This is a genomic window from Frankia sp. CeCAU1 (genome assembly GCF_977971845.1).
On sequence record NZ_CDWWXA010000127.1, the window covers coordinates 1 to 13,977 of the forward strand.

Sequence of the window (13,977 nt, forward strand, 5' to 3'; positions counted from 1 at the left end):
CCAAGCCGTCGCGCTGCCGGCCCTCACCACCGCCGAAATCCCCGGCGCAGCCGCCGACGCTCACGGCCTGTTCACTCGCGCCGGCTGGCAGCGAGTCCCCGGACCGATCCTGCTTCGCGGGCCGATCCCGCCATCCGGGGACGCCTCGCTACCGTCGACCGTCTGGACCGCCCAGGACACCACCCCGCCCGATCTCGCCCGCCACCTCGGCAGGCTCTATGCAGCCACCTACCCGGACCAGGACGCGCGCACGGCCGCAGACACGCTGCGGCGCTGGAGCCAGGACCGCCGCTACCAGCCCGACCGTCTCCTGCTCACCGGCCCCGCACATCAGCCCACCGCCACGGCGCTGCTCTACCCCCTCGCCAGCGACCACGGTGGCGAACCGCCCGAACTCCTGATCGCCGACATCCTCACCGACCACAACCTGGCCGCCGCCGACCAGCTCACCGCATGCAACGACCTCGTCCACGCGGCCCTGCGGCACGGCGCCCTCGTCGGCTCGACGGTCGTCCGCGCCGTCCTGCCATCCCATCGCCAGCCATGCCTCGCTGCGCTGGACAACGCGGGACTGGCACGCGTCGACGAATTCACGCTCTACGCCCCGCCCGCAGCGGCCAGCGGGACGAACCCTCAGCCCGACCATGACCAGCACCGACGTGTGCGCCGTGGCCGGCCTTGGGCTCCCTTCACTCCTGATACGGCGCAGGGATCGACTCGACCGTCCGCGGCGGGTACAGGCTTCTCCGACTGGGCGTGGGCCCCCAGCGCCGGCGGCGGCAGATAGGCGCCGCGGGTGACCGCCCAACCGCTCGTGCGGCGAGACGTCGCGGGCGGCCGGGGCCTCCGGGCGGGTCGGCGCGGTCGAGCGGGCCACGCCCGTCGATGAGTTTCGCGGGAGCCCAGCGTCTACGTGATCGTGAGTGTCCGCACGATGCGCTGGGCGGCAGGAGGATCAGACCATGAACTCGATGGCACGCCGGATGTTCGAGCTGGTCGAGCCGATCGGTATCATCCCCTACGCGGCCGATGAACCGAATGAGGCGATGTTCGCCCTGGGGTTCACCAACTACTGGGACATCTACTTCGCCGGCCGGGCAGCCCCTCTGGGTCCCGTCCCGGCGGAGGTCGTGGACGCGCTCTTCTACAACTTCGCTCCCGGCGAGGTCGCCCGCCACATCCCGAAGGTATGGGACACGACCACACCCGAAGCCGCGATCGCCGCCCGGCAGACAGGCTGCGTGCGGGCGTTGCGGCGGATCCTCGGCGATCACGTCGACTCGCCCGCCTTCGCGCGAGCCGCCGACCTGCTGCTGCGGGCCGCGACCAGCGCACCGTTCGAGGGCCGGCCCATGTACGCCGCGCTGCGCGCGATCCCGATCCCCGATGACGTGGTGGCTCGCCTGTTCCACGCGGCTTCCCTGCTGCGCGAGCACCGAGGCGACGGGCACATCGCCGCCCTGATCACCGAAGGTGTCGGCGGTCTGGAGGCTCACGTCCTCCACGCCCTCGGAGTGGGCATGCCCGCGGAGAAGTTCGGGCGGATCCACCACCTCCCCCCAGCGCAGCTCGCCGCCGTGATCGACGGGATGCGCGCTCGCAACCTGATCGGAGATGACGGTTGGCTGAGCGAGACGGGCCGCGCCGTCAGGCAGCGGGTCGAGGCGCTCACCGACGACCTCGCCGCGAAGCCGTACGAGAGCCTCGGGCCCGGCGAGCTCGACGAGCTCGTGACCACCCTCGAACCGCTCGCCACACTGCTGCTCGCCGACCAGCACTGGTAGACGGAACGTAGCCACCCAGGACGCGGATGGGGTGCAGCGGCGGGACGCCGGCCGGGTGGTGCCTCGTGACTAGGCAACCTGAAGATCGCGTAGGTATGCCCTGAACGCTCGCACGTTCTCGCGGCCCGAGTCGGTGGGCGGCACGGCGGTGGCCACGTCCCGGCTGACCTGGATGATGGGGCTGTTGTACTGGGCCCGCGGCAGGCCGGTCATCGCGGTGTACGCCTGATCGATCCCGCCGTTGATGTCTCCGCTACGGACCTGGCACAGCGCGCGCTGGAGGTCCACCAGGACCGGCCCGCGGCGGTTCGCGACGGGAAACAGGTGGGAGGCCGCGGCCTGAGCCTCGTCGGCGCGGGTCCAGTCGCCAAGGTGGGAGTAGGTGTAACTCTCGGCGAGATGCAGGGCACGTTCGGACCACCCGAACCACGAGACGGTGTCCCCGGAAACCTCGGGCGGTAGGCGCTCAAAGTTGATCTGCACCTCGGTCAGGACGCTGCGCGCTTCCTCGCCGCGTCCCGCCCTGACGAAAACGCGCGCCTTCCCGTCCAGGTAGTCCTGCACCGCGCCGGGCGGCGCGTGGACGCTGGCGGCGATCGCGTCGGCCTCGGCAACGAGGCCGAGGAGGTCCGGCACGGGTCGCTGTTCGTACAGCCCGCGGACGATCTCGCGCCCGCGGGTCCACAGCCGCGCGTGGACATCGCCGGAAGCGTCGGCTGCCCGCTTCGCGGTGCGCCACCAGCGACGAGACGACGCCAGGTCACCGACATCCGCGGCGGCATGTGCCGTGAAGGCCGCCAGTAGGGCCCCGATGCGGCGTAGTTCGCGCACGACCGTGCTGTCGGTCTCGTCTCGCGTAACCCCGCTGAGTATCGACAGGTCGGCGTCGGGGTCGGTGCCGTAGCTGAGGCTGTAGTCGTGCACGATCGCTCGCCACTCGTCAACGCCCGGTACGCCGTCGTCGGGCGCAAGCGACGTGGTCACCAAGTGGCGGGTGGGCTCCATCGCCGCGAGCGGTGCGACCAGACCGGCTCCCGCGAGAAAGCCGCGCCGGTCAACGGGCACAACAACCACCCCATGGGCACTGCGGGCAAGCTCGCGTTCTGTCGCCTCCAGGCTACCGTCGCGCGCCCCACCAGTGTGCCGAACGACCGAGTCGCCCCGGACTTCAGAACCTGTGGCACGCAGCGCCGAGGCGGGCATGCCCGACCCGGTCATCGTGTCCAGGACGAGGCGATCGGCGGCCGTGTAGTTCTCGTGGTCGTCGAGGTCGAGGAGACCGCCTATCGGCGCACCGTAGGCCACCGCCAGCAGCGCGAGAACACGCGGGGTGGGCCGCGTCCCGGACCGGGCCGGCCATTTCTCCAGCTGACATAGGCGCGGCCCGGTCATGGGAGCCCGCCCGTCCTCGTCGTATCCGGTGCGCGCGGCGGCATCGTTGACCTGGCGCGCGGCCTGGTTCAACGTCCAGCCATGGGCGTGCCGCCACGCCGCACGGGGCCGGAGCTGGTAACGCCTCACGAACTCGGCGGCGATCTCAGCGTGCCCCATTCCCAGAGCCCGCATACGGGAGCGCAGATCGTCCTGCTCCTCGCGCAGGCTCAACCGTACCGTCGCCATCTCCACCCACTCAGTTCCTGGTCCGCAACGCACCGCTATCGGCGCAGACTAGGACTCCTGGTGACGATGTCTATGCGTGTTGCGTATGCCATCCATCGATCTATGGCATAGCCACGTCCGCCCTAAAGGACCGACGCTCGTGATGTCCAGACCTGGGCGTGTCGTCGCCGGCGGCTTCGTGGCCGCCGCCCGGGTCCAGGAGCCGCAAGCGCCGGATTGGCCAACCCACGCGACTTCCGGCTGTCACAGTTGGACTGGTGCTGTCACAACCTAGCTGCAAAGAGTCGCGACTCATCGCAGTTCGTGTCCATTCTGACCGCTGCTGCGACGGCTATCGTGAGGGGAGTTCCCATGTCAGAGGACGCGGCGGTTCTTGACCGCCTCACTGCGGACCTGTTCGATCTCGACACCCGGACGATTCCGGTGACTGACGTCGACGAGTCGAACACGACGACGGACTGCACGGACGACGGCTGCTCGCGCACCTGTCCGAGCGTGGGCTGCTCGGCGACTTGCAAGGATTGCAAGTCGTAGGCCCACCGGTGCGTTCACGCCCGTTCGCGCCTTTGCCGGGGGCCGCGGTGTTGGCGCGCATCCCGCTGCTCCCAGTGGGCGGCGACTTGAAGGGCCGGGCTGTGGACCCGGTCGTGGTCGAGGGGATCACGCTCACCTCGCGCGAGGCCGTTCCCTCGGCCCTCAGCGCGCCCGCCGCCGGTCGCTCCGCGGCGACTGTCCGCGCCCTTGACCGACGGGCGCGGCTGCGCCCGACTCCGCGAGCGGTATTCGCCGGCGTCCAGACAGTGGTTGTCGCCGATCGTGACTGCGAACTGCATCTCAGCGGCGATCATCGTCCCCGCAGCGGCCCGAGCCCGGTGTCGCTGACCACCCTCGTCGACCACCTGCTAGACGTTCCCGGAGTGGTCGAGCGACTCACGTTCACGACGAACAACCTGGTCCGTCGCCGCGGCCAGCGCTTCGAGCACGAGCAGCAGCCGCTCGGTGCAGGCGCGCCCCAGCTCGTGACCATCCGCGCGACCGCGGCAAGCACCCTGGTCCTGCGAGTGTGTGAGCAGGGAGCCCGGTACAGCGTGATCGGCGCCGCCGTCGGTGACAGCTGGCCGACCGTCCCGGAGTCGACGCTGCGCGGCATGGTCATCGAGATGACCTGCCAGGGGTTCCTGCTGACCGACTTGCTGCCCGTCGATTTGGGGGACTATCCTCTCCGGCATCTGCTCGCCCGCCTGCCCAGCGGCTGCGACGTCCGCGGCTCGCTGAAGGATCTCCGGGACCATCTGAACATCGCTGACCAGCTCCCGCTGGGCGCAGCGCCCCGGCTCGCGGCGCTCCAGGCGGCGCGAGAGGCGTCCGCCCGCGTCTGCGGCCAGGACAACCCGCTGTGCGTCACGTGGCCGCCGACGCGGCCATCACCCTGCCTCGCGCACTGTTGGAGGACGCTGCCGAGGCCGTCAGCGTGCTGTGGACGATGAGCCCCACCAAGCCGACGCTCGCCGCCTACCATGCCCGGTTCCTCGGCTGGTGGGGCCCCGGCCGGTTCGTCCCGCTCGCCGAGGTTGTCGACCCGGTCATCGGGTTGGGCGACGAGGGCATCGAGGCCGCGCAGTCGTCTCCGGAGCGCCTCGCGATCCTCGCCGCCCTGCTCGGCTGCGCGACCGCCCACGGCCGGACCGACGTTGTCCTGGACGATGCCACCGTTGCCGCGCTCGCCGTGCCCGGCGCCGACCCGCCGCCGCCCGGCGTGGAGGCGTACGCTCGCGTGCTCGCCGCCTCGGAGGAGGACCTGGCCGCCGGCCGGTTACACCTCGCGCTCTACGTCGGTGGCACCCAGGATGCCGGGTCCAGCATCGGCCGATTCACCTCACTGCTCCTGGGCAGCGATCCGCGCGTAGCCGACCCGCCAGCCGGCGCGCTCGTCGCCGAGGTGGTGGCTCGCCCCCGTATTCCGGTGTTGGCGACGATCGCCCCGCCGACCGGTGTCGCCCCGATCCGTATCCCCGTCGGGATTCCGGCCCGGCCGGGGGATCTGCGACTAGACGACCTGCTGGTCGTGGCCGACGCTCAGCGCCTGACGCTGTGGTCTCGGGACCATCGTCGTCCGGTCATTCCGGTCCTGAACTCCCGCATCGGGCCGCGGTACCTGCCGGCGGAGGCCCGGCTGCTGGCGCTACTGGGCCGGTCCGGGTGCCGCCCATGGCGCCTGTTCTCCTGGGAGTCGCTGCGTGAGACCGCCTTCCAGCCGCGGGTGCGCTACCGGTCGACGATCCTCGCGCCCGCCCGCTGGCGTCTGCCAGGCCAGCTGGCAGACGCCTCCCGCGACACCACGGCCTGGCCGGCGCAACTGCGGTCCTGGCGGATGTCCACCGTCCCACCACCTCCGACCGTGGTCGTGACCGACGATGACGAACGACAGCTCCCGCTCGATCTCGACGACCCGCAGGACGCGGAGCTGCTTCGCCGTTATGTGCGGCGCGGGCTGCGGGCCGTCACCGAACAGCCCGGCGGCGAGGGCACAATCCAGGACGTCGTCACCGGCCCGTCGGGGCGCCACCTGCTCGAACTCGTCATCCCGCTCGCCGCCACGGCGCCTCCGCCGACTCCGGCCCGTCCAGTCACCGCGCTGCCGCGGCCAGCGGGTGCTGGGTGCTATCTGCCTGGCGGTCCGTGGCTGTCGCTCGCGATCGGCGCGCCGGCGGCCCAGCACGACGAGATCCTCGCCGACCTCGCCAAGATCCTCCCGGGCATGCGCGGCATGTTCGACCGCTGGTTCTGGCTGCGCTACCGCACCCAGGCCCTCGGTCCACATCTGCGGGTCCGCTTCCACGGGGCCCCGGCCGTGCTCGGCGGCGAACTCCTACCGGCCGTCTCCCAACGGGGCGCGCGTCTGGTGGCGGATGCCCTCGCCTCCGGGTTCAGCGTCGAGCCCTACGACCAGGAGATCGAACGTCACGGCGGGCCGGGTGCGGTCGAGGCTGCCGAGGAGGTCTTCGCGGCCGACAGCGACCTGGTTCTCGCCACGCTGAGCGCGACCCAGGACGCCGATCAGCGGCTCGTCGTGGCCGGGCTGACCGTAGCGATGGTGGCCCGCACGCTCGCCGGCCGTGATCCCGCCGCGCTCGGCCGCCCCCGCCTCGACCGGGCCGCCCACCGCCGCCTCGCCGATCTACGCCGCCTCATGAACGACGCGGCGCTCGACGGCACAGCCACCGTCCCACCGTCCCACGCCGCCTGGACGGAATACCTTGAGGCGCTTCGCGTGTATCACGACCGCCTGCCCGCCGACCGGCGCGCGGACTGCGCGTCCTCGGTCATCCACATGCATGCCAACCGACTCCTCGGAGACACCGCTCTCGAACAGATCGCCAGGGTCCTAGCCACCGGCCGCCTCGCCCGCGAGACAGCGCCATGATGACGAGCGATGCGCTGACTGGCGACGCTGCGCGGCAATGCCTAGCCGTCGCCGAGCGGCTGTTGCACCCCGAGACCGTCACGGCAGCCCTCTCAGCCGGGGCCGCGGCCAGTCTCGCCGACGGCCTGCCCGGGACAGCACTGCTCCACGCCCGGCTGGCGACCGTCCACCCTGATTTCGCCACAGCCGCAGCGAACCACTGGACCCACGCAGCCCGCCAGACCCCGCAAGGCGGCCACCCCACGGACGTGTACCACGCCGGTGCGGGCCTGGCCGCTTCGCTGATCATCGGCGTGCCCTACCTCCCCGACCCAGCCAGCCACGCCACGAGCACGGCCAAGGCCGCCCGCTGGCTGTCCACGCAGGCCGTCACCCTCGCCGAGCACCACCGCACCGCCCTCACCCATCGGCCGGTGAACGCTCCCTGGCACGTCTACGACGTCATCAGCGGCCTCACTGGAGCCGGGAGAGTCCTGCTCGCCGCCCACCAGTCAGGGCACACCGCTGCCGAACCGGGGCTACTGACCGCGCTCACCACGCTCACCACACTGATCAACCGCGAAGCTGGAAGCCGCCCCGGCTGGTGGCTGCCCGCGGACGGTCACCCAGATGCAGTCACCGTGCATCCCTCCGGTGCGGCGACCACCGGCATGGCTCACGGGATCGCGGGACCGCTAGCGCTCATCGCCACGGCGCACATGGCCGGAGTCACCGTCCCCGGTCAACGCGACGCCATCACGTACGCCGCCGGCTGGCTGCTGCGCTGGCGGGACGAACGCACCGGCACATGGCCCCCGCACATCACCGGCGACGAACTAGACGCCGGCCACGCCGCCTTGCCGACCGGCCGGGCCGACGCCTGGTGCTACGGCATCCCCGGCGTCAGCCGCGCGGTCGCGCTCGCCGGTCAGGCCGCCGGACAACCTGCGGTGGAGGACGCCGCGCGCGAGGCGTTGCGCTTGCTTGCGGACCGGCCGGGCCGCTGGGACGTCGAAGGGCCGACACTGTGTCACGGACACGCCGGCGTCCTCTGCGTCGCCGACGCCATGCACAACAGAGTCGTTGCCCAGCAGGCCGTGACTGCGGTCACCAACGCGTTCGACCCCACGCGCCGCTTCGGCTTCGCGCACCTCGCCGGGAACGCAGCCACCGACCGGCCCGGATTCCTCACCGGCGCCGCCGGGACGGCACTTGCGCTCGCCGAACGCGCCATGCTTCCCGTCCCCAAGGGCCTGCAAACGACGTGGGAGGCCCTGCTGCTTTTGTCCTGACTGCCCGGCCGAGGCGGTCAAACCGCGGCAGGTGCCTTCTCAGCCGTCCGGACGAGAACCCGGCTGTCACGTTTGTCGACCGCAAGCAGCACGCCCGACACCTCTGGCCGGACCCCGTCAGCCGGATGCGCCTCGATCCACAAGCGGACGCCCCGACCGCCATCACGGTCCCAGTCGCGGACCCGCTCGGCGAGCCGGTCCGCCAGCTCGGCGCCCCGCGGGCCGTAGCCGCAGGCACCGATCTCGTAGCTGGGCATCTCCGCGTCGCCGCCAGGACCCTGCCGTGTCGTGAGATACGCCAGCGTTCCGCCCTCAACGATGCCCATGCTTCCCCACGGCCCCTTCGGCGCCATCAACCGGCCGTCCTCGACCGCGGCCCGCGACACCAGCAGCCGGCAGAAGCCGTCCAGCGTGGCCAGCCAGAAATCGAGATGCTCCGTCCAACCCCACGGAACCGCGACCCAGGTCCAGCACACCGCCACAGGATGATCCAAAGCGCCCCGCAGCGCCGAGGCATCCCCCGGGCGATCGTCATCGAGCCGGATGGTCAGGTCCGGGCCGGCGCCGACCCGGATGTTCTGCTCGCGAACGGCACCGAGACCACGCATCGGCATGAACCCGTCCTCCACGACCGACCGGCTCCGTAGCACCGCTCCGGCCCGCTCGAACACGACCGTTCGAGTCAGGCCAAGCATCCGCAGCGGCACCACGAGACGTCCATCCTCGGCCAGCTGTGCCCACCAAGCTCGCGGGATATCCCAGGCGCCCGCGGTGACCACAATCCGGTCAAACTCCGCCTCTCCGGGCGCCCCGAGCATGCCGTCTCCGTGCACCACCGTCACGGCTGCACCCAGGCTGCTCAGCGCGGCGCGGGCTGCGGACGCCACGGCCTCGTCGTACTCGATCGTCGCCACGGAACCAGCCGAGCCAACCAGATGGGCCAGCAACGCCGCGTTGTACCCGGTCCCAGCACCAATCTCAAGAACCCGATGCCCCGGACGAACATCGAGATCCTCCAGCATCCCGGCGACCGTGCCCGGCGCAGACGCCGAACTGATCGGAACCCCATCACCGTCGCGATGGGTCACCACCGGGTCCGGCCCATAGGCGCGCTCCAGCGACACGTCGGGCACGAACACGTGCCTCGGCACCGCCCGCACCGCCGCGTCCACCTGGTCGCTCAGCGCCGCGCCCGACGGCCGCAGGCCATCGACCATCGCATTCCTCAGCTGGTCGGCTGACACGTTCCCACCTCCAAGATCATCGTTCCAGTGATCCGCCAGTCACCTCGCCTGCCCCGACCCATGTCGGCGACGGGGCGGTACGCCGACACCAGCTCCGGGAATGGAGTCGGTCTCCGGTACGGCATCTTGCCCCGCGACCCACCAAGAGCCGGAGCTCCTTCAAGGAGACCAGGAGGCGGCTTGCACGGGGCGGGTAGCGATACAACCGCGCGTGTGCAGCGCGAGAGCCGACGGTGGGATGACAGCGCCGTGGCCGGCGGACAGCACGCTGCCACCCGTCCCGGGCCTGCCACGCTCCCGAGCGTGGGCTTTGCTGGAGGTGGTGGCTATACCGCGCAGCGTTATCCGCTATGAGCTTTAGGCATTGACATCGACACGGACGGTGCTACGGTTCGCGCGTTGACCGCCCGCCGCGTACGGATCGGGGAAGACGGCCAGGGATGACGACGCCACGCCCGCGACGCAGTTGCACCCGCTGCGGCCACCGGCTCGCCGCCGACAATGCTGGTTCCGCATGTGGACCGTGCCAGCGGACCCACGACGAGGCGTCTCCGCCCGCCGTGCCGGCGGAGTTCTGGGAGTCAGAGCAGATGCGCGCCGCCCTGGCCAGCTGGCACATGGGCCGTGTCATCCACGCCTACCGCACCCACCCCCACCACCGGCGCACCCTGTCCCAGGAGCTCGTCGCCGGCTGGCTCGGACTCACCCAAGCTCAACTCAGCCACCTGGAAAACGGCCGCGCCCCGGAACAGCTGTCCAAGCTGATCCACTACAGCCGCGCGCTCGCCATCCCCGTTGACCTGCTCTGGTTCGACCGCCCAGGCGAACCTCGCCACCTGGCACCACACAGCCTTCGGTCGAACGCTGCTCCGAGCAATGCGCCGACCGCGGCGATGGGCGCGCACACAGCGCCCGTGCGCACGCTTGAATGGCTGCTCCCCGAGCCACCACTGCTCCCGCAAGCCCGCGCGGGCCGAGGGACTGAAGAGTTGGCCGGAACCTCCGAAGGTACGGACGGCCGGCTCCGCCGGCTCGACGATGTCGTCGGTAGCCGCGACGTGCACATCTTGATCAGCGGAGAACTCGCATCCGACGGAAGGATCGTCCTCGTGCCCGTCCATCGCCGGGACTTCCTGCGCGGCCTGGGTCTCACGGCCGCAAGCGGAGCAGCTCTCAGCTCACTCTCCACGTCGGCGACGGTCCCGCCTGTGTCGGCTTCGCTGGACCCCCGCGTCGTTGACCACCTCGCACGGCTGCGCGCGGTGCTCGCCGAGAACGACAACCTCTTCGGCCCACGCCAGGTCATCACCGCGGCGCAGGAACAGACCAGCCTCCTCGCCGCCCACCTCCGCCACAGCACGAGTTCGACCCCGCAACGGCAGACCCTGCACCACATCCAGACGCAGTTCGCCGATCTCCTCGGATGGCTCCACCAGGACAGCGGAGATCACGCCACGGCTGGATACTGGCTCGACCGTGCGTTGGAGTGGTCGCATCGTGCAGGCGATCCCAAGGCCACGGTGTTCATCCTGGCTCGCAAGAGCCAACTCGCAGCGGACCGCGGCGACCCCGGCGAAGCAATCGACGTTGCCGACGCCGCATTGACCAGCGCGGAGCCGACCGGCCGCCTCGCCGCGATCGCCGCGACCCACAGCGCGCACGGCCACGCACTACGCGGCGAGAAAACCACCTGCCTGACGCTCTACGACCGCGCCCACGACATCCTCGACCGGGCCGAACCCGACACCGACCCCTGGGGACAGTTCTTCAGCCCCGCCTACATCGAAGTCCAGCGGGCACACAGCCTCGCCGCACTCGGCGACTACCCGGCCGCAGCCACCGGCTTCCAGACCGCGATCGACGGCCTGCCCCCGGCCTACCAGCGCGACCGCGGCGTCTACCTCGCCCGCGAAGCCCTCGCACACGCAGGAGCACGCGAACCCGAGCAAGCCGCGACACTCGGCCTCCAGGCACTCACGGTAGGTACCCGGACGCATTCCGGCCGCATCATGACCAGTCTTCGGTCACTGCATGACGCCGTCGCAGGATGGCAGACTGTCCCCCAGGTACGAGAGTTCCGCCAGGCGATGGGCCAAGTGCCCACAGCCATGAACGTCTGATCGCAGCGCGCCACGCCACCGGCCACCCGGCTACACCGCCCTCGGCAGAACCGGACCAGGGAAGGGACGAGCCGCTCCATGCCCCAGCTCGACGATCACCGTTGGATGACCCGGGCCATCGAACTCGCCCACCGCTGCCCACCCGCCGCCGGCGCCTACTCGGTGGGCGCCGTCATCGTCGACGAGAACAATGAGGAGATCGCCTTCGGGTTCTCCCGCGAGGTCGACGACGCGGTGCACGCCGAGGAGTCCGCACTCGCGAAGATCGACCCCGACGACCCACGGCTCGCCACCGCGACGATCTACAGCACCCTCGAACCCTGCTCCCAGCGCAAGTCCCGGCCACGCACCTGCACCCAGCTCATCCTGGAAGCGAAGATCCCGCGGGTGGTCATCGCCTGGCGCGAACCCAGCCTCTTCGTCGCCGACTGCCAAGGCTACGAACTGCTCACCCAGGCCGGCGTCACCGTCCTGGAAATGCCCGAACTCGGTGAACAGGCCCGCGCCATGAACGCCCACCTGTCGGTCTGATCCAAATTTCGGCTGACGTCCGCTCGGCCTCGGAACGCTCTGGGCCGGTGTCCGCCGCCAGCCCGTTGCCACACGGGGTGGGAAGTTAGGGGTTAGTGCCAGGGGTCGAGCGCGCGCAGGCGCTCGGCAACCCGCGCCACGACCGCAGGATCCGTACTGAAGGTGATGTCCGGCAGGCCCGGCGCGCGTGCCGGAGCGGCCGTTGGCTTGGGTACGGGTCGTGGGGTGCGTTCGGGCAGCGGTGGCTCGTCGCGGCGGCGCTGAACAGGCACAACAGCGCCGGGAAACCGTGCCCACACGACGATTCCGCCGGAGGTCGCCCGATAGGAGCCCCACCGGTCGGTGAGCGCCTCGACGAGGCCCAGGCCCCGGCCCGTTTCGCTGTCCTCGTCCGGTTGCTGCACCGTGGGCAGGGTGGCGTCGGGTCGGCTCCATATTGGACGTCGCCGCTGGCGGTGGATAGCCGGACCGCGACGAATTCGTCGTCCGGACGGCTGGCGCGCACGGAATTGGTCACCAGCTCGGACACGACCAGTGCGGCGACCTCGACGGCCTGCCGGTCGACCGACCATGCTGTCAGCGTCTCGACGGCTTCCGCGCGTACGACGGGGACCGCCGCGTCGCGGGGCGACAGGTGAGCCACAGCGACGTGTCCGGTCGTGGGCTGGCTGGGAGTCGCGCGGAAGCCGGTGCTGGTCACAGCCGTGGGGACGGCAAGCGGAGCCGCCGTTGGTGGCAGGCTCATGCGATCGTCCACCGTGCACCGGGCTGGCTCTGGGGCCTGACCTGGTGCTGGTCAGTGTGGGGGGCCGTGACGGTGTGGAGGCGTGCCCCGAGCACCTCGATCTCGACCTCGATGGCGCGGCGCACCGGGGGCAGCGGCGAGAGGTGGTCGACGCCGATGTAGCCGTACACCGCTCGTGCCGGCGCGCTGGTCGGGAGGATCGGGATTGGCCCGCTGTCCACGGCTACCTCCATGCAGGCTTGGCCGCTGGCTCGCGCCCGAGGCCGAGGAGGTGGGGTCGATTCGGCCCCGGGCGCGTGACGTAAGCGTGCGCAGGCCGGACGGGATGGGCTATGCCGGTTCCTGTATGACGCTCATACGTCGCGCGGTTGAGATCGCACCGGCCGTACACGATCTGGACTTACACTGCTGGTACATAGCACCTGGACGGTCACAAGTGGGAGCAGGCGAGCCATGGACGCCGCATCGAGCCGCTACTGCGGCTCGTGCGGAGGTCGGTTGGCGCGTGACAACACCGACGCCCTGTGTGCCCGGTGCATCGGTCACAGCCGCAGCGCGCAGGACACCGCTCGCGACGTGCCGGAGTGGTTCTGGCACACCGACCAGATGCGTGACGCCTTCGCGGCCCAGCACATAGGCCGGGTCTCCGCGGCCTATCGCCTGCACCCCCACCATCCCCGGCCCATCAGCCAGGAACGGCTGGACCGGTGGCTCACCCTGACGCAGGCCCAGGTCAGCCGGATCGAGAGCAGCCCGCCGATCCGTGATCTCGACCGGCTGGCGCACTGGGCGCGGACCCTGCGGATGCCGCCGCACCTGCTGTGGTTCGACCTCCCCGGGCGACCCCGGGCGACCCCCGCGACCGTCGCACTGGCCGCCGGGCCCAGCGGCCGGCTGTCACCGCGCGTCCCGGCGGCCGGAGGAACGCTCGACACGATCCGCTCGGCCGCGCTCGCGTTCCGTGCCGCCGACCGCCAGCTCGGGGGCGGTCGGCTGTACCCGGTGGTGGTCAGGTTCCTCCAGACCGAGGTGGCTCCGCAGCTGGTCGGCCAGCAGTATGCGCCTTCGGCGATCTTCTCGGCGGCTGCCTCGTTGACCGACATGGCCGGGTGGCTGGCCTACGACGACGATCGCAGCGACCTTGCGGCCCAGCACTTCGTCCAGGCATTCGGCCTCGCCACCGCGGCCGGTGACCAGGCGCTCAGCGCGCAGGCGCTCGTCAGCCAGAGTCACCTAGC

The 13,977-nt window shown here is 70.9% G+C and carries 12 protein-coding genes and 1 pseudogene; 9 read left to right on the forward strand and 4 right to left on the reverse strand.

Going from position 1 to position 13,977, the window contains the following annotated elements:
* Together AC08OO_RS18660 and AC08OO_RS18665 are read left to right on the forward strand one after the other, a co-directional pair.
* Positions 1-787 (forward strand): hypothetical protein (locus AC08OO_RS18660; protein ID WP_476618820.1); only part of this gene is annotated, 787 nt, incomplete at its 5' end.
* A 175-nt stretch (positions 788-962) separates the two neighbouring features.
* On the forward strand, positions 963-1,784 hold the full coding sequence (locus tag AC08OO_RS18665; RefSeq protein ID WP_476610955.1) for an SCO6745 family protein: 822 nt from the start codon (positions 963-965) through the stop codon (positions 1,782-1,784).
* Positions 1,785-1,853: 69 nt separating this feature from the next.
* On the opposite strand, the gene AC08OO_RS18670 is transcribed toward AC08OO_RS18665, so the two are convergent.
* Positions 1,854-3,404, reverse strand: coding sequence for a hypothetical protein (locus tag AC08OO_RS18670; protein WP_476610956.1), 1,551 nt, complete (start codon positions 3,402-3,404; stop codon positions 1,854-1,856).
* Between the two features lie 351 nt (positions 3,405-3,755).
* On the opposite strand from AC08OO_RS18670, the gene AC08OO_RS18675 reads away from it, so the two are divergent.
* The 4 genes from AC08OO_RS18675 to AC08OO_RS18690 all read left to right on the forward strand — a co-directional run bounded on the left by AC08OO_RS18675 (position 3,756) and on the right by AC08OO_RS18690 (position 8,099).
* A complete protein-coding gene (locus tag AC08OO_RS18675; protein WP_476610957.1) occupies positions 3,756-3,938 on the forward strand; it encodes a hypothetical protein in 183 nt (60 codons plus the stop codon).
* A 101-nt stretch (positions 3,939-4,039) separates the two neighbouring features.
* A complete protein-coding gene (locus AC08OO_RS18680; protein ID WP_476610958.1) occupies positions 4,040-4,891 on the forward strand; it encodes a lantibiotic dehydratase in 852 nt (283 codons plus the stop codon).
* The gene (locus AC08OO_RS18685) at positions 4,801-6,828 is read left to right on the forward strand and encodes a lantibiotic dehydratase (RefSeq protein WP_476610959.1); all 2,028 of its coding nucleotides are present in this window, start codon (positions 4,801-4,803) and stop codon (positions 6,826-6,828) included. Before AC08OO_RS18680 ends, AC08OO_RS18685 begins: the two co-directional genes overlap by 91 nt.
* On the forward strand, positions 6,825-8,099 hold the full coding sequence (locus AC08OO_RS18690) for a lanthionine synthetase C family protein (RefSeq protein WP_476610960.1): 1,275 nt from the start codon (positions 6,825-6,827) through the stop codon (positions 8,097-8,099). Before AC08OO_RS18685 ends, AC08OO_RS18690 begins: the two co-directional genes overlap by 4 nt.
* A gap of 17 nt (positions 8,100-8,116) precedes the next feature.
* Here the strand turns inward: AC08OO_RS18690 and fxlM are convergent, their stop codons facing one another.
* Complete coding sequence (gene fxlM, locus AC08OO_RS18695; RefSeq protein ID WP_476610961.1) at positions 8,117-9,343, reverse strand: methyltransferase, FxLD system; 1,227 nt, start codon at positions 9,341-9,343, stop codon at positions 8,117-8,119.
* Positions 9,344-9,783: 440 nt separating this feature from the next.
* Between fxlM and AC08OO_RS18700 the strand changes: the two genes are divergently transcribed.
* Positions 9,784-11,463, forward strand: a complete 1,680-nt coding sequence (locus tag AC08OO_RS18700) for a helix-turn-helix domain-containing protein (protein ID WP_476610962.1) — start codon at positions 9,784-9,786, stop codon at positions 11,461-11,463.
* Positions 11,464-11,541: 78 nt separating this feature from the next.
* Positions 11,542-11,994, forward strand: a complete 453-nt coding sequence (locus tag AC08OO_RS18705; RefSeq protein ID WP_476610963.1) for a dCMP deaminase — start codon at positions 11,542-11,544, stop codon at positions 11,992-11,994.
* A 92-nt stretch (positions 11,995-12,086) separates the two neighbouring features.
* On the opposite strand, the gene AC08OO_RS18710 is transcribed toward AC08OO_RS18705, so the two are convergent.
* Together AC08OO_RS18710 and AC08OO_RS18715 are read right to left on the reverse strand one after the other, a co-directional pair.
* Positions 12,087-12,398 (reverse strand): hypothetical protein, encoded by a 312-nt coding sequence (locus tag AC08OO_RS18710; RefSeq protein ID WP_476610964.1) that lies wholly within the window; start codon positions 12,396-12,398, stop codon positions 12,087-12,089.
* A gap of 337 nt (positions 12,399-12,735) precedes the next feature.
* Positions 12,736-12,960, reverse strand: coding sequence for a hypothetical protein (locus tag AC08OO_RS18715; protein ID WP_476610965.1), 225 nt, complete (start codon positions 12,958-12,960; stop codon positions 12,736-12,738).
* A gap of 232 nt (positions 12,961-13,192) precedes the next feature.
* On the opposite strand from AC08OO_RS18715, the pseudogene AC08OO_RS18720 reads away from it, so the two are divergent.
* Positions 13,193-13,977 (forward strand): annotated as a pseudogene (locus AC08OO_RS18720) (DNA-binding protein); the annotation flags it as partial.